The 22,279-nt window shown below is 44.4% G+C and carries 27 protein-coding genes and 1 tRNA gene; 12 read left to right on the top strand and 16 right to left on the bottom strand.

Translation table 11 applies throughout. The features are described from left to right. Positions 1-65: 65 nt before the first annotated feature. The 11 genes from IEX60_RS22720 to IEX60_RS22670 form a co-directional block, all read right to left on the bottom strand. Positions 66-833: an MBL fold metallo-hydrolase gene (locus IEX60_RS22720; RefSeq protein ID WP_188753691.1), complete on the bottom strand. Its 768-nt coding sequence runs from the start codon at positions 831-833 to the stop codon at positions 66-68. Further along, on the bottom strand, positions 830-1,102 hold the full coding sequence (locus IEX60_RS22715) for a hypothetical protein (RefSeq protein WP_188753690.1): 273 nt from the start codon (positions 1,100-1,102) through the stop codon (positions 830-832). Before IEX60_RS22715 ends, IEX60_RS22720 begins: the two co-directional genes overlap by 4 nt. Before the next feature lie 94 nt (positions 1,103-1,196). Beyond that, complete coding sequence (locus tag IEX60_RS22710) at positions 1,197-2,195, bottom strand: glycosyltransferase (RefSeq protein WP_188753717.1); 999 nt, start codon at positions 2,193-2,195, stop codon at positions 1,197-1,199. Positions 2,196-2,209: 14 nt separating this feature from the next. Next, on the bottom strand, positions 2,210-3,160 hold the full coding sequence (locus IEX60_RS22705; RefSeq protein WP_188753689.1) for a glycosyltransferase family 2 protein: 951 nt from the start codon (positions 3,158-3,160) through the stop codon (positions 2,210-2,212). 6 nt (positions 3,161-3,166) lie between these two features. Then, positions 3,167-3,742: a DUF4199 domain-containing protein gene (locus tag IEX60_RS22700; RefSeq protein WP_188753688.1), complete on the bottom strand. Its 576-nt coding sequence runs from the start codon at positions 3,740-3,742 to the stop codon at positions 3,167-3,169. A 15-nt stretch (positions 3,743-3,757) separates the two neighbouring features. Further along, on the bottom strand, positions 3,758-4,426 hold the full coding sequence (locus IEX60_RS22695; RefSeq protein ID WP_188753687.1) for a hypothetical protein: 669 nt from the start codon (positions 4,424-4,426) through the stop codon (positions 3,758-3,760). A 4-nt stretch (positions 4,427-4,430) separates the two neighbouring features. Then, positions 4,431-5,699, bottom strand: a complete 1,269-nt coding sequence (locus tag IEX60_RS22690; protein ID WP_188753686.1) for a dihydroorotase — start codon at positions 5,697-5,699, stop codon at positions 4,431-4,433. Between the two features lie 118 nt (positions 5,700-5,817). Continuing rightward, the gene (locus IEX60_RS22685) at positions 5,818-6,396 is read right to left on the bottom strand and encodes a UbiX family flavin prenyltransferase (RefSeq protein WP_188753685.1); all 579 of its coding nucleotides are present in this window, start codon (positions 6,394-6,396) and stop codon (positions 5,818-5,820) included. Between the two features lie 104 nt (positions 6,397-6,500). After that, a complete protein-coding gene (locus IEX60_RS22680; protein WP_229717742.1) occupies positions 6,501-7,565 on the bottom strand; it encodes an ABC transporter permease in 1,065 nt (354 codons plus the stop codon). Then, positions 7,549-8,529, bottom strand: a complete 981-nt coding sequence (locus IEX60_RS22675; protein WP_188753684.1) for an ABC transporter ATP-binding protein — start codon at positions 8,527-8,529, stop codon at positions 7,549-7,551. Before IEX60_RS22675 ends, IEX60_RS22680 begins: the two co-directional genes overlap by 17 nt. Positions 8,530-8,532: 3 nt before the next feature. Further along, complete coding sequence (locus IEX60_RS22670; protein ID WP_229717740.1) at positions 8,533-9,501, bottom strand: COG1470 family protein; 969 nt, start codon at positions 9,499-9,501, stop codon at positions 8,533-8,535. Positions 9,502-10,088: 587 nt separating this feature from the next. On the opposite strand from IEX60_RS22670, the gene IEX60_RS22665 reads away from it, so the two are divergent. After that, positions 10,089-10,739, top strand: a complete 651-nt coding sequence (locus IEX60_RS22665) for an ankyrin repeat domain-containing protein (protein WP_188753682.1) — start codon at positions 10,089-10,091, stop codon at positions 10,737-10,739. Positions 10,740-10,742: 3 nt separating this feature from the next. Here the strand turns inward: IEX60_RS22665 and IEX60_RS24940 are convergent, their stop codons facing one another. From IEX60_RS24940 to ribD, 5 genes are all read right to left on the bottom strand, one after another. Continuing rightward, positions 10,743-10,964, bottom strand: coding sequence for a PspC domain-containing protein (locus tag IEX60_RS24940; RefSeq protein WP_229717736.1), 222 nt, complete (start codon positions 10,962-10,964; stop codon positions 10,743-10,745). Beyond that, positions 10,964-12,253: a DUF2851 family protein gene (locus IEX60_RS22660; RefSeq protein ID WP_188753681.1), complete on the bottom strand. Its 1,290-nt coding sequence runs from the start codon at positions 12,251-12,253 to the stop codon at positions 10,964-10,966. The genes IEX60_RS24940 and IEX60_RS22660 overlap by 1 nt, the downstream gene beginning before the upstream one ends. Positions 12,254-12,346: 93 nt before the next feature. Further along, positions 12,347-13,102 carry an ABC transporter ATP-binding protein gene (locus tag IEX60_RS22655; RefSeq protein WP_188753680.1) on the bottom strand — a complete coding sequence of 252 codons (756 nt, stop codon included), beginning with the start codon at positions 13,100-13,102 and terminating at the stop codon, positions 12,347-12,349. Positions 13,103-13,114: 12 nt separating this feature from the next. Then, positions 13,115-13,984 carry an ABC transporter permease gene (locus tag IEX60_RS22650; protein WP_229717735.1) on the bottom strand — a complete coding sequence of 290 codons (870 nt, stop codon included), beginning with the start codon at positions 13,982-13,984 and terminating at the stop codon, positions 13,115-13,117. Between the two features lie 11 nt (positions 13,985-13,995). Continuing rightward, complete coding sequence (gene ribD / locus IEX60_RS22645) at positions 13,996-15,060, bottom strand: bifunctional diaminohydroxyphosphoribosylaminopyrimidine deaminase/5-amino-6-(5-phosphoribosylamino)uracil reductase RibD (RefSeq protein WP_188753678.1); 1,065 nt, start codon at positions 15,058-15,060, stop codon at positions 13,996-13,998. A gap of 314 nt (positions 15,061-15,374) precedes the next feature. On the opposite strand from ribD, the gene prmC reads away from it, so the two are divergent. The 11 genes from prmC to IEX60_RS22590 all read left to right on the top strand — a co-directional run bounded on the left by prmC (position 15,375) and on the right by IEX60_RS22590 (position 22,241). Continuing rightward, positions 15,375-16,250 carry a peptide chain release factor N(5)-glutamine methyltransferase gene (gene prmC, locus IEX60_RS22640; RefSeq protein ID WP_188753677.1) on the top strand — a complete coding sequence of 292 codons (876 nt, stop codon included), beginning with the start codon at positions 15,375-15,377 and terminating at the stop codon, positions 16,248-16,250. 268 nt (positions 16,251-16,518) lie between these two features. Further along, a tRNA-Lys gene (locus IEX60_RS22635) sits at positions 16,519-16,591 on the top strand. Between the two features lie 206 nt (positions 16,592-16,797). Then, complete coding sequence (gene mobB, locus IEX60_RS22630; RefSeq protein WP_229717733.1) at positions 16,798-18,006, top strand: conjugal transfer protein MobB; 1,209 nt, start codon at positions 16,798-16,800, stop codon at positions 18,004-18,006. A gap of 255 nt (positions 18,007-18,261) precedes the next feature. Beyond that, positions 18,262-18,852 carry a TetR/AcrR family transcriptional regulator gene (locus IEX60_RS22625; RefSeq protein WP_112373094.1) on the top strand — a complete coding sequence of 197 codons (591 nt, stop codon included), beginning with the start codon at positions 18,262-18,264 and terminating at the stop codon, positions 18,850-18,852. Between the two features lie 76 nt (positions 18,853-18,928). Continuing rightward, entirely contained in the window at positions 18,929-19,693 is a 765-nt protein-coding gene (gene map / locus IEX60_RS22620) for a type I methionyl aminopeptidase (protein ID WP_188753676.1), read from the top strand. Further along, complete coding sequence (locus IEX60_RS22615) at positions 19,684-19,866, top strand: cyclic nucleotide-binding domain-containing protein (RefSeq protein ID WP_188753675.1); 183 nt, start codon at positions 19,684-19,686, stop codon at positions 19,864-19,866. Before map ends, IEX60_RS22615 begins: the two co-directional genes overlap by 10 nt. Positions 19,867-19,943: 77 nt before the next feature. Next, the gene (locus IEX60_RS22610; protein WP_188753674.1) at positions 19,944-20,267 is read left to right on the top strand and encodes an ArsR/SmtB family transcription factor; all 324 of its coding nucleotides are present in this window, start codon (positions 19,944-19,946) and stop codon (positions 20,265-20,267) included. After that, complete coding sequence (locus IEX60_RS22605; RefSeq protein ID WP_188753673.1) at positions 20,267-20,710, top strand: SRPBCC family protein; 444 nt, start codon at positions 20,267-20,269, stop codon at positions 20,708-20,710. Before IEX60_RS22610 ends, IEX60_RS22605 begins: the two co-directional genes overlap by 1 nt. Positions 20,711-20,715: 5 nt before the next feature. Beyond that, positions 20,716-21,195 (top strand): SRPBCC family protein, encoded by a 480-nt coding sequence (locus tag IEX60_RS22600; protein WP_229717731.1) that lies wholly within the window; start codon positions 20,716-20,718, stop codon positions 21,193-21,195. Positions 21,196-21,420: 225 nt separating this feature from the next. Continuing rightward, the gene (locus IEX60_RS22595) at positions 21,421-21,960 is read left to right on the top strand and encodes a Crp/Fnr family transcriptional regulator (RefSeq protein WP_229717729.1); all 540 of its coding nucleotides are present in this window, start codon (positions 21,421-21,423) and stop codon (positions 21,958-21,960) included. Positions 21,961-22,037: 77 nt separating this feature from the next. Next, on the top strand, positions 22,038-22,241 hold the full coding sequence (locus tag IEX60_RS22590; protein ID WP_188753672.1) for an NAD(P)H-dependent oxidoreductase: 204 nt from the start codon (positions 22,038-22,040) through the stop codon (positions 22,239-22,241). Positions 22,242-22,279 lie beyond the last annotated feature (38 nt).

Genomic DNA, 22,279 nt, shown 5'->3' with positions numbered 1-22,279 from the left:
TTCATTGATTAACAATCAATATAAACAACACCATTTTTGTAAAAAGGTTTTTGGCAGCGTGAAGTTTAGTGCGCCATATTCAGCACCAGTCCATCATACGCCAATGAAATTCCGTTGGGCAGTTCCCGCTGTACCTCCTCGTGGCGCCCGAGCCGGTGGCTGATGTGCGTAAAGTAGGTATGCTCAGCCCCGATACGTTGGGCAAACGTGATGGCTTCGTCTAAGGTAAAGTGAGAAATATGGGGGTCACGCTGCAATGCATTAACGACCAATATCTTTGTGCCGGCAATTTTTCTGATTTCTGTTTCGCTTACGGTCTTGGCGTCTGTTATATACGTAAAATCACCTACCCGGAAACCCAGTACAGGCATCATATAGTGCATGACTTCAATTGGAATGATTTCCGTGCTAAACAAGGAAAACGGGGTTGAATCTATTTCGTGGAGCGCTAACTGAGGAACACCCGGGTATTTCTTTGCCGAAAATGCATAGTAAAATTCACGCTTCAGCGCCTCATGTACCTCATCTGTCGCATAAATATCGATGGCTTTCCCCTGTTGCCTGTTAAATGCCCGCACATCATCCAGCCCAGCTATGTGATCTTTATGTGAATGGGTAAAGAGAATGGCATCCAGGTGGTCAACCTGTTCCCGCAACATCTGATACCGGAAATCCGGTCCGGTATCGATGACGATATTTTTATCGCCCAGTTGCAACAATACCGATGAGCGCAGGCGCTTATCCCGGATATCGGGCGACCTACATACCTCGCAGTCGCACGCAATTACAGGAATACCCTGTGATGTTCCGGTTCCTAAAAATTTTATGGTCAAATCGCTAGTTTAGTTTGTTTGATACTTCGAAAAAACTGCCGCTGCTTCTCATCCAATCCGGCTCCATCCAACGGCATATCGCGCAATATACCTAACAGTGCCCCAATCTTCACTTCCAGGTTCGAAAATCGATTGACAACCACCACTTTGTTGTTTTGCAACACACATGCACCGGTTTTGAAATTGCCTTTTTCATACCGCACCCGGTATCCGAGGTCTCGTAGCAGAGATTCCAGTTTTTCCAGACTATGTTGTGTATTCGCTAGCAACGAAGTTCAATTTTTGACGTGCCAAAATACAATTCATACAACGAAATCGCAAAACTGTTTTATCCACAACGCAGCCAGTAACCTTTGCTGCTAGCTAATCCGCTCTCAAAAGCACGCACTTCCACAGATCCTGCATAAACCCCAGTCCGTAAGCAATCAATTGGACATATGCAGCAACCACGCTAAGCAAAGCCACACGGATACGACTGGTTTTCAGCAGCGAATGAAAAAAAATAAGAAAAGTGTATACGACAAGCAACCCATCAAACCCTTTTGCCAAAATGGAAATGCAATTACCCGTGGACACGCCCAATGCCCACCCGATATTCAATAACACCAAAGCCAATAAGAAACAAACAAATGCTGCCGGAAAAAAATGGACAAGCTTCAGTTCCTGCGGAAAATGTTTATAAATATTGATACGTGCTCTTCCAAAAAAATGCAGCTGCTTATAAAACTGCCAAAAATCCGTACGCCGTTTGTGATAAACCACGGCATCCGGAATCAGGCCGATTTTAAATCCAGAAGCCTGTATCCGGATACTATATTCAATATCTTCTCCCAGCCGGGTAAGTTTAAATCCGCCGACCTGTTCCCATACATTCCGCGATACGCCCATATTGAAACTACGCGGATGAAAGGTACCGATATGCCGTTTATTTCCCCGTATCCCCCCCGTCGTAAAGGGTGAGGTCATCGAATAGCTGATGGCCTGCTGCACCGGTGTAAATGTTTCGTGGGCAGCATCCGGACCACCGTATGCATCGAGTGGTACCTGTTCCAGAAAGGCAGCCACGTGGGTCAGATAATCGGGTGGAATCAAACAATCCGAATCAAAAATGACGAAGTAGTCACCTTTTGCCCGCTCAAACCCAAAATTCCGCGTAAACCCCTGCCCCTCATTGGGTTTAACGTAATAATGAACATCCAACCGGTCCCGGTACCCCTCAACAATCGCCTTTGCATCGTGCACGGAACCATCTTCAATAACCAGTACTTCGAACGGCCGGTAACGTTGATGAGTAAGACTTTCCAGTAACTCATCGATCTCCTGAGGCCGGTTGTACAAGGGAATAATCAGCGAAAAAAAAATCGGTTGCATGCCCATCAAATGATCTTCTCAATCTGATAGTTATTACGCTCGGAACTACTCCGGGAAATCAGTTCAGCAACAAAACCTGTCAGAAACAGCTGCGTACCGATAACAATCGCAATCAACGCAAAGAAAAAAAGTGGCTGCTCGGTAACATTGCGATACGGACTCTGATTGGCTATACTGACGAGTTTTTCGACGATGAGCCATACTGCGATGACAAACCCTGCGAAAAAGCTCAACACGCCCATGGTGCCAAAAAAATGCATGGGACGCTTCCCGAATTTACCAACAAAAAAGATCGATAACAAATCCAAAAAGCCTTTAATAAACCGACCCGGGCCAAATTTGGTCTTCCCATATTTGCGTGGATAATGCTGCACAACCTGTTCGTCAATTCGCTTAAAACCGGCCCACTTGGCAATAACGGGAATATAGCGGTGCATCTCTCCGTATACTTCGATGCTTTTTACTACTTCCTTTTTGTATGCTTTTAACCCACAGTTGAAGTCGTGGAGGTTATGGATACCCGACATGCCCCGGGTTACCGAATTAAAAAGTTTGGTCGGAATCGTTTTGCTGGGTGGATCGTGGCGTTGCCGTTTCCATCCCGACACCAGATCAAAATCATCCCGAACAATCCGCTTGTATAATTCCGGAATTTCATCCGGACTATCCTGCAGGTCCGCGTCCATGGTAATGACCACGTTACCCTGAGCTGCGGCAAACCCTACATTAAGCGCAGCAGACTTCCCGTAATTCCGGCGGAATTTAATTGCAACAATTTTAGGATTCATCGCTTTCAATCCCTCAATTACCATCCACGATTCATCCGTGCTACCGTCGTCTACCAAAATAATCTCGTAGCTGAAGCCGTGATTATCCATCACCTGCCTGATCCACGCAGTAAGCTCCGGCAACGATTCGGCCTCGTTATACAAAGGAATGACAACCGAGATATCCATTGAGCGTTACTCTTCGGCCACAGGTGCAAATACCGGAGGATTCCGTTTGAAAATCGCGGCAAAAATAAGTGCGCCAATAAAATAAAAAATGGCACCCAGGGCCAATCCCTTTACAACGTCCATAAAACCGGGATTGACCTGTTTTTCGATATTTTTTTCCGCTTCTTCGATAATTTTATCAATTTGCTCCTGATCGGAACTAAATGTCTCCGCTACGCGTGTGGTGGCATTAAGCGAAATCTCGCGCATGGTATCTGCATAATTGGGTTCTATCCATTTGCCAAAAGCTGTCGTAAATAACGTTACCACAACGAACTGTACGATGAACATCAGAAAAATATTGCCCAATGCTTCCCGGAATGACCAATACCCTCCTATCTTTTTTCTTAAATCAAGTATAAAATAAATGGCCAGACCGATGCCGATGGCTAACTGAATGAATCCATATGCAAAATTACCCATCAGCGAAGGGGAAGCGTAATACACCAACAGAAAAATGATGATGTTGATAAGTGCCCAGATCAGTGCATTATTAATCGCAATTTTTCTGGCATTTACGGTGTTCAGATTTGTTGTTGTCATGGCTATGTGTTCTAATTAATGATTATAGGCAACTAACAGTTGGTATACCGCCGCATCAAAGGCAGGATTTGCACTGTGACGAACATAAAGGTTCAGATCTTCTGCCGCGGGATGCTGTTCGTAAAAGAATCCCATGATTGGATAAAACAACTCTGCCAGCTCGTGATCTTCAGAAATCTTTGAGGCAACTTTAGCAATTTCGGCATAGGAGCTATCCACCAAAATCTGATGAGCGATTACCGGTTCATAAATACGGTGTTCATCCTGAAATTCATCGTCGTCTACCAGCAGAAATTCCCGGAGATAATCATCCAATTGGGGTTCAATCTGTTCATCCGCACATTCCCGCAAGTAAAGCAATACATTCAACAGCTCCGTTCCCCGGTCAATGGTCCGATCTTCGATCTCCTCCCACTCATCCGATTCCAAGTAGTCTTCCTCCAGTTTTTTAACATCGGCAGCGAAGAAATTCAACAATAATAGGTCGAACGTAATTTCCCGTAATTCCTCAAACTGCGGAAAATCATCAAACACCCGGTCCACCAACGAAACCTTGTCCAAAAAAGCTCCATCCCCCGCAAATATTTCGGTAAGTTGACGGAGCATACCGTTTCCATCCTTTTGCTCTATTGAGCCATATGCCTGTACGCTGTTTTCGAGCGCCTGAACTACATAGGTATCCATAGGCTTACTGTGTGTTTATAATTTGACGTTTATTGACAGCCAATGTTACTTTCCCTTTCAACTCTTTTCCCATCAGCGGACTGTTACTTGATTTGGATCGATTTGTCTGCGAGTCAAACTGCCATTTCAATTCCGTATCCAGCAAAATGAAATTGGCCAAGGCTTGCTCCTGGAATTCCGGCAGAGGAATGCCCAGCACACGCCGCGGGCCCATAGCCAATTTGTCGACCAGCTGATCCACCGTCAGGCCCGCTTGCAGTGCCAAAGGCAATAACGTCTGTAAACCGATGATACCTTCTGCAGCAATTTGATATTCAACATTTTTATATTCAATCTCATGCGGGGTATGTTGTGACACAATGGCATCAATGGTTCCATCTTTCAATCCTTTCCGTAACGCACGTATATCTGTTTGGGTCCGCAACGGAGGACTGACTTTATAATTGCTGTCAAAACCGGCAATCAAGTCATCCGTCATCACTAAATGATGGGCAGCTACATCACAGGTCACTTTTATACCTTTTGCCTTGGCTTTGCGGATAAGTTCAACACTTTCTGCGGTGCTGATCGTAGTAAAGTGTATCGGCGCATCGTTGTATTCAGCAAGGTATAGATCGCGCGCCACCATCAGCGCCTCGGCAAGATTGGGATTTCCTTTCATTCCGAGGTAAGTGCTGGTTACTCCCTCGTTCATCTTTCCTCCCGCAGCGACCGACGCATCTTCAGGACATGAAATAATCAGCCCGTCAAACCCTTTACTGTATAGCAATGCCCGACTCATCAATCCTGCCTGTTGCACCGGCTTATCTCCATCACAGAAAGCGATTGCACCTGTTAGTTTCATGTCGTACAGCTCCGCCAGCTCTTCCCCCTGCCGCTTTTTGCTGATCGTGCCGATCGGATGTACGTCGACAGGCAACGGTCTGGAACGGTTTACAATCAAGGCTACTTCAGACCGGCTGTGTACCGGCGGATGCGTATTGGGATGGACTGCCACCCCCGTTACCCCTCCTGCCAATGCTGCTGCACAACCTGATACAATATCTTCCTTTGTTTCCAGACCCGGTTCGCCGAAATTGACGTTCATATCAAAAAATCCCGGCACCAAGTACTGCCCTTTTGCATCAAAGACGTCCAGATTCGTAACATCTTCTTTAATTTGCCCTGCGATCTTGGTAATTACCCCTTTCTTTACCAAAACATCTAACTCTTTACCGTGAAAGGGAGTATTGGGGAAGAAAATACGAGCGGATTTGATGAGTAAGTTATCCATGGATGTAATACGACGAAAAAGGTTCTAATAAGACCGGAAAGTTGATTTTTAATGGAAATACGGTAGCGTATGCATTCATTAAAGAACAAAAGTACAAAATCAGCAGCAATGCAACTATTTATTTTTGAAATTGTGTACTTCCCCATTCATATCCGCCCGATTCGAGCCCTGTCAATTCCATTACCCGATCAATTACGGTAGCGGCCAATTCCTCGAAATTTTTCGGCAAGCTATAAAACGATGGACTCGCGGGGCAGATGATACCGCCCGCTTCGGTAACTACCTGCATATTGCGCAGATGGATAAGACTCATTGGGGTTTCTCTCGGCACTAAAATAAGTCTTCGGCGTTCTTTCAACATCACGTCCGCAGCGCGGGTGGTCAAGTCGGATGAAGTCCCCCCCGCGATTCTTGCCAGTGTTCCCATTGAACAGGGACACACAATCATGGTGTCGAATTTGGCAGATCCTGAAGCAAACGGAGCGTAAAAATCATTCCTTTCGTAAAATGCAAAGGGGTATTTTGTGTAATCGTCATTTCCCAGCTCAAATTTCCACACATCCTTGGCATTATCAGACATCACTACACCCACAGACGCTAATTGGTGCTGGCAAGCCAATAACTTATCAAGTAATACTTTGGCATAGATCGAGCCGCTTGCACCTGTAATGGCTACCACGATTTTCTTTGGTATCATAACGAAGAATATTCGCCAAACTTAGGCAACTCGCATTTTAAATGCAAATAGCCCGCGGCATAATCCGCGGGCTTTCGGTGATATTATGGTGTATTTCAAGCTTACTACCTTGAGCGGATTTCCTTACGCATGAAAGAAACGTAAGACAATGCAAAGCAGACCACGGTAGCCGCTACCAAGCCGGTCAGCTGTGGCCATACGATCAATAAACTTTGTCCCAGCGGTAATGGGCTGGGTATCGCTCCATAGGCTTGCTCCATCGTAAGCGGTCCCAGACTCCTGACGGAAGGTACCAGTAACGTCGTTGTCGCATCGGTATACAGCTGGCTGGGCACCACACGCATCAAGTTAAGAATAAACTGCTGGTACCCGATGAGTTGTTGCGGTGATGCCGCTTCGGATGGCAGCATCGCCCGGGCAACCAGGTTTACAATGATCTGGTAAAAGACCGTAAAGAATAGCCAGACAGCAATGGCGGTAAGTGCCGATGTAGCAGCTTGTCTGAAACGGATGGATAAAAACACTGACAGATTCAACCAAAACGCCACATAGAGTACGCTTAATAACAAAAAGCATATAATGCGGAAAAATTCTTCCACTGTGGGTGGTATGCCGATGATGAACATCCCAAATCCCATCACCCAAAAACCTAATGCAAAAAACATCACGCCGATGACCAAAAGTGCTGCCGTAAACTTAGCATTAATCAAATAATCACGATGGATCGGCTGGGCCATAATGCGGCTTAACGTGCCCGAATTCTGCTCGGAATTGATGGCATCAAACCCAAGGCCTATGCCAAGCAAGGGACCCAGAAATCCGATAAAGACGTGAAACGGTGGTAGTGAGCCATCGGATAATGTAAACAGTTTCAGAAAGAAAAACGGATCGTCGGCATCATTTGCCTTCCGGGTTTCTTCCACTAAGTTGGTTATTGAGGTATACAACGAACCAAAGCACGTCAACAATATAAGAAACAACAATATATTAAAACGCCAACTACGCACATGATCCGTTACTTCCTTCTGTACAATCACCCAAAACGGATGACTGATTGCCAATGCACGTCGCTCTTCCATGTGCTGGGTAAAGCGGTGTATCGTTCCGCTTACCTTCGCTATCCACGGAATTTCCCGGAGGCGGCGCACAGCATTATGCAGTTTTTCCATAGACTTCACCTCCCTCAAAATACTTTGTATAGATATCATCTAAGCCATACTCCTTTGTATTCAGGTATTTCAGTCCGAAACCTGCATTTACAAGGATACGTGCTACTTCAGCCGTCATATCCGACGTACTACCAATGGAAAGCCGCCCCTTGTCAACGCGAACGGAGGCAATGCCCTCTAAACCGAGCAAGTGGGATTTGACGGCTTCCATTGCATTCATCCCTTCGGCAGTAGAAAAGTCGAGACCTACTTCAATCACATAGGGTTCCTTGTCAGAAAACAGGGTTCTGGACAGCTCGGAGATATTTCCCTGGGCAAGCAGCTTTCCGGCGACAAATATTCCTACCCGATCACACACCTGTTGTACCTGATGCAGGTGATGTGATGAAAGTAGCACCGTAATCTGCTCTTCGCGGCTGAGGGCCACAATTAACTCGAGAAACTCCTTTACACCGATCGGATCGATTCCCAGTGTCGGTTCATCCAGGATAATGACTTCGGGATTTTTTACCAGTACATCAGCCAGTCCCAAGCGTTGGCGCATGCCCCTTGAATATTTACCGGCTTTCTTTCCGGATGCTTCCTGAAGTCCCACACGTGCCAACAAATCATCCACACGCCTTTCAGCCTCTTTCCAAGAAAGACGATTGAGCCTTGCCGTGTACAGCAGGTTTTCCCGACCGCTCAACTGATCGTAAAATCCGACATCATCGGGCAAATATCCTACCCTTCGCTTGACTTCAATGGGATGAACCGTGGAGCTGATTCCGCACACGCTCACATTGCCTGAAGTAGGCTCGGTAAGCCCAAGCATCATCAGGATGGTAGTCGATTTGCCGGCACCGTTTGGCCCCAGCAATCCAAATATTTCTCCCTTGTGAATTGAAAGATCAAGGTGATCCACCGCCACAAAATCACCGTATTTCTTGGTGAGGCCCTCCAGTTCAATGATGAATTCATCCACGGATTACCTCCTTCCATATTTGCGGAACAGATAGTATACACCGCCCAAGGCCCCGATAATGATCAGGATACCCAGCCACCCCCACAGCAAAGGAGTGCGGACCGACAACCTGAAAGAAGCGGTGGCCGATTTTTCTGGTGCTTTCGCTTCCAGATTCGCCACATAATCTCCGGCCACGGATTTTCTGCTTGCTTTGATGGTGGCGAATACCTGCGCATGCTGACCCGGGGCGATTACATCTATTTTACTGGGCTCAAATGACACGGTCCAATCCACAGGTGCAGAAGATTTCATTTCCACATTTTTCAGCGGTGCAGACCCGGTATTTTTCACCATCAGTTCCACTTTTTCATCGCTGCCAGCCGTGATGGATGTACTCAGCTTTCCCGTGGGTGTAGTCAGCTCCAGGTTGTACGAACCCGTAATGACGACCTCCAACTCCAAATTGGATGACATTCCACTCGTGGAGGCCACCACCGGTATTTTATAACTGCCAGCCCCCAGGTGGTCGGGTGGGTCCAATTCAATGGTAATATTCTGTGTTTGATTGGGCCCTACATTCACGGACGACACCTGTTTTCCGTTTGCCCGGAATAACGCATTCCACCCTTGTGGTACCTGTGCCCGGAGTCCGTAAACCTGTTCCTCACTGGAAGGATTCCGTAGCGTCGAATTAAAGGTAAACGTTGAATTGGCTGCCCCTTCCATGTTCGCCTGGTCGGTATTGAATTCCGATTTAAACGTACCCTGTTCGGATATTTCGACCGTCAACGGCAACTGGCTCATTCCCTTAGCTACCAATTGAAAATGATAGGTGCCTTTTTCTACCCGGTACGGTACCTGGACCTTAAAAGAAAAGTTTTTTTTCTCCTTGGGCAATACAGCGATCTGTCCAACCGTCCAACCGCCCGATTTGAGCTCATAGGACCAACCCTCCGGCAGTCCCACAACAGCAATTTCCGCGGTTCTCACACCGCCACCATTATTGATCACATCAACGGAGTAATCAATGGATTCCCCGGGGGGAACCGAAATTTTCGTGTAGGGAGTATACAGTGTAACACCTTGTGCTACAGAGTTATTATATCCAAATTTTATTGGAACAACTCCACATAAACAACATAACAAAAACGAAATTTTAGGCAAAGTTTGGGCACGTGCTAACATAAAAAAATCGAATTAATTTAGAAATGATAAACAGTACGGACGCAAATTTAGTTATTCAACAAAATTCCAAAAATGATTTTACATTTTTTAACAATTGGTTTGTCATTCCAGAAAACAGGCAATAAAAAAAGGGCCGAATAACTGAATATTCGACCCTACATCTACCTATGAAAAACATGCCCTTTGGGAGGGCATTACAAAAGTACACCTAAGATTGAGGATACAAAACATTTATTCGCTCAAAAAAAGTTTTTGTAGATGTAATACTACAAGAAAAAGGCCCCTTTTTCGCAGCATACTCCTTTTTGTAGGTTATACTCATACGGGTTTGATATTTTTTTAGTTAATTCGTCCTGCGTAATTTTAGTTATTGATTTAGACAGATTGAAAAAATGAGCCTTAGTCAACTGGAAGAATATATAGAAACAGGTAACAGCCGCGCCATTGATGATTTGTTAAACGGCAACCCAAGCTTAAGTAAACAAAAAACCAGTCACGATATATCCCCCTTATTATTAGCATGTTATTATAATAAGCCACAAATTGTCAAGGTATTGTTAAGGCATCTTGATGAATTAACGATCCACGAAGCGGCAGCCGCCGGCCAGTTGGAACAGGTTCAGGCCATGATCGAGGACCAGGCCGACTTATTGGATGTTGTTTCAGATCATGGATTTACTCCGCTGGGAATGGCTACCCATTTTGGTAATGAAGACGTGGTCCGATACCTGTTGTCGAAACACGCTGATCCCAATATTCAATCTCAAAATGGATACAATGTTTATCCGCTTCACGCCGCCATCGGATCAAACTTTGACGGTATAGCTAAAATGTTGATTGAAGCAGGTGCCGAGGTAAATGTATTACAGACTTCGCGAATAAGCCCGTTGCACCTTGCTGCGCAACATGGAAATATAGATCTTATTATTTTACTATTGGAAAATGGCGCACGGGTAGAAATCAAAAACGACATGGGTAAAACCGCATCTGATCTGGCCGCAGAAAAAGGATATATTGAAATTGCGGAGATTTTGAAAGTGTAACTATCAAAAATCCCAAAGACGATGCCGCATACGTTTGATATAATTCCGGAAATCCAACACAATGCCTGCCAAGAAATAGAAGATAATTGGGAAACCGACAGCCAGAAACGATGTGTATATAAAGAAAAGTCGGAGTTTTGAAATAGATATACCTAGACGCTCGCCGATGTATGTACACACTCCAAAAGAACGCTGTTCAAAAAACAAAAGAATCCGCTTTATCATCACTCCTTGTATTTGATCAATTGCAGCCCCATTCCACATTCCAAACATCGCTTTTTGTCGCAGTAAAATGATTTCATCTGCAATAAGGCCTGCGATTCTGCCGCTTGCGATGCCTTAATGCCTATTGCGGAAAATCGCGTCAAAACTGCATTTTTTTCCACTCCGAGGCTTTCTAAAAGCATTATAGCCCGGTAAAGATACGTTTCTTTACCAATATATTTACCATAAGCAAATAAAATACCAGATACCATATTGATAAGTAGGTTATTGACAGATTCCGATCCCAGTTGACAACCATGCTCCGAAGACAGGCCGTCAAAGCGATAGTGCCGCTTCCAATAGGGGTTAACCGGCAACTCCGTAAATAGCGATTTAATTTTGGAAATATCATGAGCATCAATCAATTCAGAAAATAAATGGGCTGACCGTAAACAAAGTGCTGCGAATTGTGCAATACGGATGGAAGGGAAATTGCTTGGACGGGTACGCAGAAATTTCCAGATCGACGCATCCATCGGAATCAGCGAATAAAGCTGGCGGAGATAACGATATTCCTGCTGTAGTTTGCGGGGGTATACATCGGAAAATTCAGTTTCTTCCAGTAAGCCGGCTTGCCCGAAAAACAGCGATTCAATAGCCTGCGGATCCTGTTTATGCTTCGCCAAAATGGTCTGTGGCAAAATGCGGGCTAACTGTTCGAATGCCTGTGTATTAACTTTGAATCCGAAACTTCGGGCAGCCCAAAGATAGCAGGTATCCTCCCAGCTTCCCCGTTGCTGAGTCAACAACGCATAAATCGCAGACACCTTTTGCTCCAGGCGCTCAATCAGTAGACGTGATAACCACTGCGATCGATGAATATCCGGAACACGATGAATTAATTTTTCACAGGGAATCCAATACATGCCACTCATCAATTCACGATATTTTGACAAAATGTAACTGGGAATTAACGGTTTCAAGACAAGGGTTTCAGGGAAGGTACCGTCTTCCCGACAAATTATTTTGTCGTATTCATATACAACATGCAATATTACGTTGTTATACGCCCTGTCACGGTCATGTTTGTGTATGTCCCATTCAGATGCACGTACGTGAATCTCAATGTTTCCGGCCCATTCCGTTTCTCCGATTCGTAGCCGGGCAGCAATAAAATCCGGCCCGGCATCGCGATTATGGCATCCTGTATCCAATATCGTCAACGCTTTTTTTGATACAGTAACTAATTGTGTAGTCTGGAATAGGCGATACTTCCAAATAAAATGAAATAGATCTTCTGGCAAAGTCATATATCCGGCTCATAGGTATCTAACAAAGGTAGGCATTCCCTCTGTAACCGTCAAGACCTAGACACCCTGTAACTGGCGTTTAATACGTCAACGTTAGTAATAATCAAACCATGAAATTACTTCCGTTTGATCTAGTTTAGATTTGGCTTTTTGGTCATAATCACGCACAATCCTTCCGTTTTCCATCTGAATAAGACGTGTCCCATAACGCAATGCCTCGCTAATGTTGTGGGTTACCAGCAAAGCAGTTAACTTATTTTCTGAGATAATTCTGTCAGCAATCTCCATTACCTGACGTGCCGACCGGGGATCCAACGCGGCAGACGGTTCGTCAAGCAACAGCACATCCACATCCGTCATCACTGTCATCAGCAGGGTGAGAGCTTGTCGTTGCCCACCACTCAATGTCCCCATGGGCTGGGCCAGCTTATCTTCCAGTCCCATTCCCAATGTGGCTATTTTATCCCGTACAGCCTGCACAAATGCCCGATCCATCCCCAATTTCATCCATTTGGGCGATCCGCGCAACGATGCCATTCTGAAATTGTCCAGTACGGTTAACGATGCCGCCGTACCAAGCAACGGATTTTGGAAAACACGGGCTACCCAACGGCTTCGCCGGTAATCCGGCAGTCGTTGTATTTCCTTGTTATGCAGCCGAATGCTGCCTTTATCCACATATGTATTGCCCGCAATCAGACTGAGCAGCGTACTTTTCCCTGAGCCATTCGCCCCAACAAGAACCGTATAACTCGCAGGCTCCAGGTGGAGCGTCACATCCCACACTGCAGCCACCTCAGTTGCCTTGCCGGCATTATATACTTTGGTGATATGTTGAAGATCCAGCATTGATATCCTTTATTACGAACGTTTACTCAACTGCAGGGCACTCCCTACCCGTGGCAATGCCACAATAAACAATACCAACAGCGACGTCGTTAGTTTCAACAGGTTGGCATCCACCCCTACCCCGAGCGCCGTTGCCAGAATCAATTGGAAAACAATCACCCCAAAGAGTACACAAATCAACATGATAGAAACTGCGCTGATTTTCAAGAAGTTAATTACAGTATCTCCGATAATCACCGCACCCAATCCGCTGATGACAATACCTATCCCCATATTGATGTCTGCAAATCCCTGAAATTGTGCCATCAATGCACCACTTGCCGCAACCAGAGCATTGGCGATGGCCAACCCATAGCCTTTCATTCGCGAAGTGTTAACTCCCTGCGCTCGTATCATTAACTCACTGTCACCCGTCGCCCGCATCGCAATACCGAAGTCACTCCGCAACAGGTAACTCATGGTTGCCAGTAAAACCATCAAAATTATAAGTAATATAGCCAACGTGTTATAATCCGCACCTGCAAATACGCTAAACGTTTTAAATAGATCCACATAGCCGAGCAACGGCACATTCGATCGGCCCAGCAACACCAAATTGACTGAATACAGTGCGGTCATCATCAAAATACCAGCCAACAGCGCGTGAATACGGAGACGGGTATGGATTAAGGCGGTGCAACTCCCTGCCAGTGCACCCCCAGCCATCGCCAAGAAGAATGTTACCATTACAGGATAACCGTTTGACAATCCTACGGCCATAATCACCGCACCCAATGTGTAACTCCCATCTGTCGTAATGTCAGGGATGTTAAATATCTTCATGGAAAGAAAAAGGCCGATTACCAAGGGCCCGAAACACATCGCCTGAATGATTGCTGCCAAGTAAAAATCCATTATACGGTCTGATAACGATTTCTGTAGTAAATATCCAAACGATCTGGGCCGATAGGATGGCTTTCTCCGGGTGCAGCGTGTAATGCTGGCGAGGAGATTCCAGCCCCCCACATATCGCGTGATGTAAATACACGAGCTTCATCCCACAATCCGGCGTCTATGAACAGGTCAAGCGTATTCCTCCCCCCTTCTACAATGAGCGATTGGATATCCATCAAGTACAATTGATACGCAATCTTTTGCGGCAGGTACCAATCCATGTCTTCTAGTTCTATATACTTCACATTTTCTGTCCAGTCAGACCGTGACGCATTAAAAACAATGGTTTCTGCACTTCCATCAAACAGCGCGGTATGAGGGGACACAGCAAGGTACTTGTCAACGAGGATCCGTTTGGGGTTCTTTCCCTGCCATTTCCGTACCGTGAGTTGCGGATGATCCATCAATGCCGTTTTGGTTCCCACAAGCACCGCATCTTCTTCGCTTCGCCACCGGTGTACCAACTGCTGAGCCACCTCTCCGGTAATCCATCGTTGTGTCCTATCCGATGGAGCCATGTAACCATCTGCCGTTTGCGCCCATTTAAGAATAATATAGGGCCGCTGATGTCGAACCCGGGTCATGAACCTGCGGTTGATCCAACTAGCCTCCCTTTCCAAAACGCCCTCAATAACTTCAACGCCAGCCTCTTTCAGTATACTGACCCCCAGCCCATTTACCTTATCAAACGGATCACGGCACGCAATAACCACTCGGGCTACCTGATGATCGGCCAACAATTTCGCACAGGGAGGTGTCTTCCCATAGTGAGCGCAGGGCTCTAAACTGACATACATCGTCGCCGAGCGGAATAAGTCGGCAGCGCGTTCACCATACCGTCGCTGCACATCCACCATAACCAGCGCCTCGGCGTGCGGACCACCAAACTTTCGATGGAAATCTTCCGCAACAATGCGTCCTCCGTGAACCAGCACTGCTCCCACCATGGGGTTTGGACTTACCGACCCCATCCCCAATTGTGCCAATTCCAGGCAGCGGCGCATATAAGCTTCGTGCTCTTGCATGTTGCAAACATAAATAAAATGTCTTGTTTCCGATACTACCGCGGTTAGTCCAACTTAACTGTGCTTGGTTATCCACTTGATTCTGTCGTACCTTTACTTTACAAAAAACATATAATAAACTTTGTATTTAATTGGGTTTTATTCGGAGTTCATTCGGAGTTTATTTGCTAATTAACCGAATAAACTAAAAGTAAAATACGATGTTTTAAAGAGTTTATTTACAGTTTTAAGTAAACTTAGGGTAGGGAATGTATACGTCATAGCTATTGTTGCCGCCACTTGGGAGATCCGAAAGTATCCTGTACTTTTGTCCAATGCAGCATCTATCAAGTATAGAACAGCAATTTGTAGACGAACTGAAAGAATTGTACGGTGCGGGTGAAGCCAGGGAACTTTATTTCTTGCTGCTGGAAGATCAATTTGGATGGTCAAGGCCTACGTACCTCATGCGGAAGCAAGAACTCATTGATCACTATATCGCCGACAGATTGCTCAAAGCACTATCCCGTTTGAAAGAGGCGGAACCCATACAGTACATTTTGGGATATGCCTGGTTCAGTGGAATGAAACTGAAAGTTGATCGGTCAGTATTGATTCCACGGCCGGAAACCGAAGAGTTGGTACAGCTCATCATCGAACAACAACTACAAGCACATAACGGCAATCTGCGTATCATCGATATCGGCACAGGAAGTGGCTGTATTGCCATTTCCCTCAAAAGCGCATTCCCTCATGCATCCGTCCACGCATTGGATATTTCGAATGATGCGCTTCATATCGCTAAGCAAAATGCGAATCGTCATTCTTTATCCATTGAATGGATCCAGGCTGATATGCTGGATTGGGATATTATTTTCCAAACTGACCAGCTATTTGACGTGGTGGTAAGCAATCCTCCTTACATTACGGAACAAGAACGGGGTGATATGCATCCAAATGTATTGATCCACGAGCCACATTTGGCACTTTTTGTAGAAGGAAGCGCTCCCTTATTGTTTTATGAACATATTGCAGCGTTCGCTTGGAAACACCTTCGGGCAGGAGGAAATCTATATTTTGAAATCAATCGTCAATATGGCGCCGATGTATGTGATTTACTACAGAAAAAGGGATTTTCAAATGTACAGCTGCGTCAGGATATGCAGGGAGCCGACCGTATTGTGCAGGCTCAGAAAAGGGATAGTTTTTAAGGAACCCTAATCAAAAGCTATTCCACCCTTTGTGCTTTGAACTGTTCGCCGGTTAGGCAAACTTACCGAAGGTACGTCGTTTGAAGAAACTATTAAACGACCCGACTCATTCGTTCAGCCGCTATCCTGCTTTCTGAGAAAACATTAACCATTGAATTAAAAGGGATTATTAGCACCCAAAAATTATCTGAAATTTATTTTGGACGATACAAGCGATAATCCTATCTTTGCACCACTTTCCAAAAAAGGAAACGTTCTTAAAAAGTTTGATTCCGTAGCTCAGCTGGTAGAGCAATACACTTTTAATGTATGGGTCCTGGGTTCGAATCCCAGCGGGATCACCTCTTGGGACAAGTCTAAAAAAGAAAGACTTGTCCCATTTTTTTTGCCTTGTAACTTGTTGTTATTCTGATAGATAAGAGCAATCGCAGAATTTAGCCTCGGAGTTCGATGTTGTGTTCCGTCAAATTCCAAAAATTCGGGGAACATCGAACTCACTATAAGCCTTTTTTCCTCAATATCGCCGTTTTCATAGCGTCTCTTGTTGTTGAACAGAATACCCGAAACGTTGGATAATACCTATTCGACCGCTTACCTGCACCAGTGTTTTGAGCCGTATCTGTCCGCAAATATCAAAACGGAAAAGCCTGTGCGCCACATATCGCTGAACCCTGATCCTGCGGATAGGGTCAGCGATGGGCAGTTCGTAAAAATGGCGCAGGAGTATATGGAGCGCATGGGGTATGTCAACCAACCTTATATCGTTTTTAAGCATACCGATATTGAACGCACCCATATCCACATCGTAACGGTCTGTGTGGGTTTGGACGGCAAGAAGCTACCGGACAGTTACGACCATCCCCGGTCAATGGCAATCTGTCGGGATTTGGAACAAACGTACAATCTTATACCTGCAACGGAAAAACAGCGCACCGGAAATGAGCAGGTATTCCGTCCGGTGGATTACAGAGCCGGAGACGTTAAGAGCCAAATCGCATCGGTGGTGCGACACCTGCCGAAGTATTACGGGTACGCAAGCCTCGGTGCGTACAATGCCTTGCTTTCGCTTTTCAATATTACGGCAGAGGAAGTCAAAGGGGAACTGCACGGACAGCCTAAAAACGGTCTTGTCTATTTTGCGCTGAACGAACAGGGAGAAAAAGCGAGCAATCCTTTTAAGGCATCCCTTTTCAGTAAACAGGCAGGACTGGACGAACTGCAAAACCAATTTGCAAAGGCTAAGGGGAAAATGAAAGCCGACCCTGTAAGAGCCTTACTCAAAAGCACCATTGAAGTAGCGATGCACACCGCCACTAATGAAGCCGATTTTAAAAAGCAACTGTTGGAGCAAGGCACCAATGCCGTGGTACGGCGCAACGATGAGGGGCGTATCTACGGTATGACCTTTATCGACCACGAAAGCCGTACCGTTTGGAACGGTTCAGCTTTGGGCAAAAACCTATCGGCTAATGTCTTTAACGATTGGTGGAACGGGCAGGCGGTCGGGCAACGCCAAGAAGCTGAAAATGCAACCGCACAAAATCAGTCATCGACCACAGACAACACCGTAGAGAAAGAGGAAGCCCATTCACTTTTTAACTTCCTTAATAAAGAACAGCAGACCGATGATTTGTTGATAGACGGATTGGGTGGGCTACTGCCGGAAGCACAGGGCGAAGACTACGAGGAACAGGAATTTGCCAACCGTATGAAGAAAAAGAAGAAACGTAACAGCCGTCATCTCAGAGCGAATTGATTTACTATTCATCTATCGAACAATCATAAATTTGTCCATAGTCGTAACCATTACTCCCTTTTGAAGAGTAAACCTAATTTTCTAACGATAACACTTGCTAACCCTAAATCGAGCGCTTGTACATTTCTTGTCGCAAGCTGCTTTCTGATTACGGACAACTATCCGAAGTTTTTTCGTTTCTTTGTAAAGTACTAAATGGTATTTTTATGAAATTTGAACAATTCCATCTGACCATAAATAAATAGAAGATAACAGATGAAAAAGGCGGAAGCAACACGGTTGATGATTTTACAGAAAGCGTTTGAGCTGATCTACGTTAAGGGGTACCAAACGACAAGCATTGACGATATTATCGCCACGACAAAAGTAACGAAAGGAGCCTTTTACTACCATTTCAAAACCAAAGACGAAATGGGGCTCGCCATCATAAACGAAATTCTAAAACCCACACTTACAAATAGTTTTATTGAGCCGCTTCAAACCGAAGAAAATCCACTGGAAGCCATTTACAACCTAATGGATAATCTATTGATGAAAAATGAATTTTTGAAGGTGGAATACGGTTGCCCGGCATCCAATTTTACGCAAGAAATGACCCCGTGGAATTCGGAATTTAATAAGGCTTTGAATGAATTAACCCAGGAATGGACAAAGGCAATAACCACCACCATTGAAAGAGGCAAGAAAAACGGCACCATCCGCAAGGACGTAAATGCGAAACAGGTAACCATCTTCGTCATGTCGGGCTATTGGGGCATTCGGAATTTGGGAAAATTAGAGAATAGTAAAAAAGTGTACGTTTCTTATTTAAAGCAACTTAAAATCTATTTAGATAGTTTGAAATAATTTCCACCAACCAACAACATACTACATAGTATTTTTAGTAATTTTGCTCATTACTAAGAAAATAATTGAAAGAAAGATGTCCATAACCAAACACGAAGAATTAATCGGGATGCAAAAAGTAAGCAAAGCGGTTGCTTACACCTTGAAGGAAATGCGCAACTATGCAAAACCGGGAATGACAACCAAAGAATTAGACGACTTCGGGGCAAAAATATTTTCAGGCTTCGGAGCAAAATCCGCACCGTATCTGACTTATGGTTTTCCAGGTTGGACTTGTATCAGTGTGGACAATGAGTTTTGCCACGGCATTCCGTCCGAGAAAAGAATACTGAAAGAGGGCGATTTGGTGAACATTGACGTTTCCGCCGAACTCGACGGCTTTTGGTCGGACAACGGAGGCTCATTCGTACTTGGAGAAGACGTCAACCAACATCAAAAATTGGTGGATGCATCCAAAGAAATCCTGCAAAAAGCCATCCGTAATATTAAGGGTGGCGTAAAAATTTCAGAAGTCGGACACATCATGGAAACCGAAGCCAAAAAAAGAGGCTTCAAGGTTGTTAAAAATTTGGGTGGACACGGCATCGGAAGGAGTTTACATGAACAACCCGATGAAATAATGAACTACAAAAACCGATTTGACCAAAGGCGGTTTAGAAAAAATTCAGTGGTTGCCATTGAAACGTTTATCACCACAACTTCAACCTATGCAACAGAGTTAAATGATGGTTGGACCATGGTGGGAAACAAAGGCGGTTTTATGGCGCAACACGAACATACAATCGTTGTTACAGATGGAAAACCAATCATACTGACCGAAATGAATGGGATTTGGAATTAAAAAGTAAAGACCCCTGGACAATCTTCTCGCCTTTTTTTAAGCAGGTGGAAGCTCCGGCAAGAACCATCCTGTTGCAGGAAGGAAAAATTTCCAAAACGATGTTCTTCTTAGAAAAGGCCGCCTGCGTACCCTGGGTGAACAACGATGGTGAAGAAATCACTACCCAATTATAACACTCAGAAATTTGTTTGTTAAAAACTTGTGCAAGCAAACACTTGCTCTTATATTTGCAAACAAATACTTGCGTATTATGGGGGCACGAAGAGATGTTTTTCAAGCTATTGCAGATCCGACACGAAGAGCGATTATTGGTATGATTGCTAAAGAACCTGTTAATGTCAATACCATTGCGGAACAGTTTGATGTAAGCCGGCAAGCCATATCACTACATTTAAAAATATTGGCGGAATGTGGTTTGTTGAGTATGAAGCAACAAGGGCGTGAACGGATTTGCGAAGCAAAATTGGAAAAACTGAATGAAGTAAACGAATGGATATCACAGTATAAACAATTTTGGAACACAAAATTGGATGCTTTGGACAAATTTCTCAAGAACAATGAAAAATTAAAATAATGGACAAGAAAATAGTGGTAGTCGAATATACTTACGAAGCTCCGATTGAAAAAGTTTGGGAAGCTCTTACGAACAAAGACCAAATGAAACAATGGTATTTTGACCTTGATGAATTTAAAGCTGAGGTAGGATTTAAGTTTGAATTTATTGGCACTACCAAGGACGGAACTCAATACAAACATTTGTGCGAAGTTACTGAAGTAATACCCCAACAAAAACTTACTTACAGTTGGAGATACGAGGGCTACGAGGGGATCACTTATGTTACATTTGAGTTGTTTGAGGAGGTGGAGGAAAAAACACGTTTAAAACTAACTCATACAGGATTTGAAACTTTCCCTGCCATTCCTGATTTCGCCATTCACAATTTTGAAGCAGGTTGGAGTGACTTTATCAATGTTTCGCTCAAAGGCTTTTTGGAAAAGGTAACACAAAAAAAATAAATAAAATGGAACAAGTAAAAACACCGACAGTAGAAACACAAATGCTGATCAGAAAACCTGTTTCACAAGTGTTTCAGGCATTTATTGACCCGGCTATTACAACCAACTTTTGGTTTACAAAATCAAGCGGACAGTTAGAAGTAGGAAAAATTGTGAAATGGGAGTGGGAAATGTATGGTGTTAGCATCAACGTTTTGACAAAGGAAATTATTCCGAACAAACTTATTTCAACAGAATGGGGTGACCCGGCAACGACAGTTGATTACGAGTTTACAGCATTGACAGACGATACAACGTATGTTGTAATCAAAAATTACGGCTTTAAAGAAACAGGAGACGATTTAATTCAAGCCATTAAAGACAATACTGGTGGTTTTACTACAGTTTTAGATGGGCTGAAAGCATATTTAGAACACAATATCAAACTGAATTTAGTTGCCGACAAATTTCCAAAAGCTGTAAGTAATCATGGACAAGGCGATTAAATATTATTCCACTTAAGAACTCGGGATTTGATGGATTGTACTTCATACAGTTGAGTTGTCTGTAATTTTATCACCGCACAAGTCGTAATAATTTTCTTTTTTTAATTTAGGAAATGGGAAATGGCTTATGATACTGTTGTATGGAATTGAAAGTTCACCCTTCTTTTTCTGTTACTCTGCAAACAGCCAAATAGCTATCCGCAAATCCAAAAACGATACCGCACAGTGAAGCAAAAAACAAAAAATAGAATCCCTTGGAACATCTTCTCCCCTTTTTTTAAACAGGTGGAAGCTCCGGCGAGAACCATCCTGTTGCAGGAAGGGAAAATTTCCAAAACAATGTACTTCATTGAAAAAGGTTGCCTGCGTACCTGGGTGAACAACGACGGCAAAGAAATCACGACGCAATTTTTCTTTGAGGGCGACAGCGTTTCTTCCATCGAAAGTTTCCGAACCAACCAGCCGAGCCTGTACAGCATCGAAACCATTGAACCTTGCGTTTTGCAAACCATCACGCAAAAGGAATTTCAAATGATTGTAGAGCAATCGCCCGACATCAAAAAGCAGTTTGAAGAGCATTTGTTTAAACGCCTTTTCCAGGCTCAGCAACTGTTTTTTTCCTACCTCAAAAATTCACCGCAACAACGTTACGAAGAGCTGTTGGCGCAATATCCGCACATCGTGCAGCGCGTACCGCAACATTACATTGCCTCGTATCTGGGCATTACTTCCGTTTCCCTGAGCCGAATCCGAAACAGACGATAAAACGGATTTATTAACAATTGTTATCGTCCCACACCTGCTTTGCTGCTCAATTTTGCATTGTAATTAAACAGTCAAAAATGAGAACCATCATTGTATTCAACCATCCTTATGAAGGAAGTTATTGCAACGCCATTTTAGAATCGGTCAGCAAGGGACTTCAAAAATCCGGTCACAAAGTGGATTTGATGCACCTGGACAAAGACCAATTTCATCCCCGAATGACATCGGACGATTTAAAAGCTGTAATCGGTAAATACAAGTGCAGAGAAAATGGAAAATAAGGATACAGAGAAATCGGCAACAATAAGTACATGATTTC

The sequence above is a fragment of the Parapedobacter defluvii genome (assembly GCF_014642075.1).
Classification (GTDB): Bacteria; Bacteroidota; Bacteroidia; order Sphingobacteriales; family Sphingobacteriaceae; genus Parapedobacter; species Parapedobacter defluvii.
Note: the sequence above shows the minus strand (reverse complement) of the source record. Positions and strands in the feature narration are given on the sequence as shown.

Excerpts from the sequence above, each read along its gene's own strand:
- map (WP_188753676.1), top strand. The coding sequence starts at position 18,929 with ATGTCCATAACCAAACACGAAGAATTAATCGGGATGCAAAAAGTAAGC.
- ribD (WP_188753678.1), bottom strand. The coding sequence starts at position 15,060 with ATGCAAGAGCACGAAGCTTATATGCGCCGCTGCCTGGAATTGGCACAA.
- IEX60_RS22605 (WP_188753673.1), top strand. The coding sequence starts at position 20,267 with ATGGACAAGAAAATAGTGGTAGTCGAATATACTTACGAAGCTCCGATT.
- IEX60_RS22700 (WP_188753688.1), bottom strand. The coding sequence starts at position 3,742 with ATGACAACAACAAATCTGAACACCGTAAATGCCAGAAAAATTGCGATT.
- IEX60_RS22625 (WP_112373094.1), top strand. The coding sequence starts at position 18,262 with ATGAAAAAGGCGGAAGCAACACGGTTGATGATTTTACAGAAAGCGTTT.
- IEX60_RS22695 (WP_188753687.1), bottom strand. The coding sequence starts at position 4,426 with ATGGATACCTATGTAGTTCAGGCGCTCGAAAACAGCGTACAGGCATAT.
- IEX60_RS22680 (WP_229717742.1), bottom strand. The coding sequence starts at position 7,565 with ATGGAAAAACTGCATAATGCTGTGCGCCGCCTCCGGGAAATTCCGTGG.
- prmC (WP_188753677.1), top strand. The coding sequence starts at position 15,375 with ATGCAGCATCTATCAAGTATAGAACAGCAATTTGTAGACGAACTGAAA.
- IEX60_RS22665 (WP_188753682.1), top strand. The coding sequence starts at position 10,089 with ATGAGCCTTAGTCAACTGGAAGAATATATAGAAACAGGTAACAGCCGC.
- IEX60_RS22685 (WP_188753685.1), bottom strand. The coding sequence starts at position 6,396 with ATGATACCAAAGAAAATCGTGGTAGCCATTACAGGTGCAAGCGGCTCG.
- IEX60_RS22600 (WP_229717731.1), top strand. The coding sequence starts at position 20,716 with ATGGAACAAGTAAAAACACCGACAGTAGAAACACAAATGCTGATCAGA.
- IEX60_RS24940 (WP_229717736.1), bottom strand. The coding sequence starts at position 10,964 with ATGATAAAGCGGATTCTTTTGTTTTTTGAACAGCGTTCTTTTGGAGTG.
- IEX60_RS22590 (WP_188753672.1), top strand. The coding sequence starts at position 22,038 with ATGAGAACCATCATTGTATTCAACCATCCTTATGAAGGAAGTTATTGC.
- IEX60_RS22705 (WP_188753689.1), bottom strand. The coding sequence starts at position 3,160 with ATGGATATCTCGGTTGTCATTCCTTTGTATAACGAGGCCGAATCGTTG.
- IEX60_RS22655 (WP_188753680.1), bottom strand. The coding sequence starts at position 13,102 with ATGCTGGATCTTCAACATATCACCAAAGTATATAATGCCGGCAAGGCA.
- IEX60_RS22690 (WP_188753686.1), bottom strand. The coding sequence starts at position 5,699 with ATGGATAACTTACTCATCAAATCCGCTCGTATTTTCTTCCCCAATACT.
- IEX60_RS22610 (WP_188753674.1), top strand. The coding sequence starts at position 19,944 with ATGGGGGCACGAAGAGATGTTTTTCAAGCTATTGCAGATCCGACACGA.
- IEX60_RS22660 (WP_188753681.1), bottom strand. The coding sequence starts at position 12,253 with ATGACTTTGCCAGAAGATCTATTTCATTTTATTTGGAAGTATCGCCTA.